Annotated in this window: 1 protein-coding gene and 1 pseudogene; both read right to left on the bottom strand. The window is 63.9% G+C overall.

The genetic code is table 11. The annotated features are described in order from the left end of the window. Window positions 1–103, bottom strand: a pseudogene (locus tag BQ17_RS23235) (Uma2 family endonuclease); the annotation flags it as partial. Between the two features lie 86 nt (window positions 104–189). Continuing rightward, window positions 190–723, bottom strand: coding sequence for a Uma2 family endonuclease (locus BQ17_RS06570; RefSeq protein ID WP_089725434.1), 534 nt, complete (start codon window positions 721–723; stop codon window positions 190–192). Window positions 724–725: the final 2 nt, after the last annotated feature.

Raw genomic sequence — 725 nt, 5'->3', positions numbered from 1 at the left:
GCCGTGGTTGGGTGTGGAGCTGTCCGTTCAGGATCTCCCCGGTCAGACCCTCGGGCAGGGCCTCCAGGGACTCGTAGCGGGTGGGTTGGATGGCTGGCTGCATGTTTCGGCCCCCTGGTTCGAGTGCGTAAAGCGGTCAGCGTAGGGTCCGCTGTGCGGACCTTCCGAATGTCAACATGCTCCGGGCTGTCATCGGCTCTCCACGAGTCCCGGCCGTCGAGGTGGCCACAAGATTTCCAGGTCGAGACTTACGGCCTCGAAGGGCGGGGCAATCACCTGATCGGCATCGGCAAAGCGGCCGGTCTCGATCCAGGCGCCGGCCCCGAGTCGGTAGGTCTCCAGCGTGCGCTTGGCCGGATCGATCAGCCAGGCGTACTGCACACCATAGCGGGCGTACAGCGGCAGCTTGATCTGGCGATCCTTGCTTGCCGTGGAGGGAGACAGGATCTCACAGATCCAGTCGGGAACCACCTCGAAGCGCTGATCTTCCGGCGGGTAGGGCATGCGCTCACGCCGCCAACCGGCCCAGTCCGGGACCACGACCTCGAGATTCCGCTCGAAGTGGATTTCCGGTTCATAGAGGATCCACCAGCCGCCGGGTCCTCCGTCACCGATTTGGAAGGGATTGAGTAATTTGGCACCCAACATGGAGCCGGAAACCGCATGTGGTCCGGCAGGCCGTGGTTGGGTGTGGAGCTGTCCGTTCAGGATCTCCCCGGTCAGAC

This window comes from Candidatus Thiosymbion oneisti (assembly GCF_900092655.1).
In the GTDB taxonomy this organism is placed as follows: domain Bacteria; phylum Pseudomonadota; class Gammaproteobacteria; order Chromatiales; family Chromatiaceae; genus Thiosymbion; species Thiosymbion oneisti.
Note: the sequence above shows the minus strand (reverse complement) of the source record. Positions and strands in the feature narration are given on the sequence as shown.